Here is a 595-nt window from a genome sequence, read left to right on the forward strand (position 1 = left end):
GCTGCATGCGCGCGAGCATTACGCGCCGCGCGCGCCGTTCCTGACGACCGGGATCTTCGACGTCGACAAGCCGATCGCCGCGCAGCGCGTGCCGGGCGGCCGCTATGACGTCGCGGTCGCGACCAACGTGCTGCACGCGACGCGCGACGTCCGGCGCGCGCTGCGCAACGTGAAGGCGACGCTGCGCGCGGGCGGCCTGCTGATCCTGAACGAACTGAGCGTCAAGTCGCTGTTCAGCCATGTGACGTTCGGGCTGCTGGACGGCTGGTGGATGTACGAGGACGCCGATTTGCGGATACCCGGCTCGCCCGGCATCGATTCGTCGACGTGGCGGCGCGTGCTGGCGGAAGAGGGCTTCGAGTATGTGTTCTTCCCCGCGCAAGGGCTGCATGCACACGGCCAGCAAGTCATCGTCGCGCAGAGCGACGGCGTGGTACGGCAGCCGCGCGCGGCCGCCGCGCCGGGGGCCGGCGCGGCCGCGTCGCCTTCGGGCGGCACGCAAGCGGCGGTGCCGGCGCGCCGGGCGGCCGCGGCATCCGGCGCGCCGCGCGTGGAGGCGATTCCGCCGGCGGCCGTTGCGCCCGCGGCCTTCGCT

General features: G+C 73.6%; 1 protein-coding gene. It reads left to right on the forward strand.

Annotated features, from left to right (window positions below):
- On the forward strand, positions 1–595 hold a 595-nt coding region (locus tag ACU8YE_RS24000), incomplete at both ends, for a methyltransferase domain-containing protein (RefSeq protein ID WP_446929852.1).

Source organism: Ralstonia sp. VS2407 (assembly GCF_052950655.1).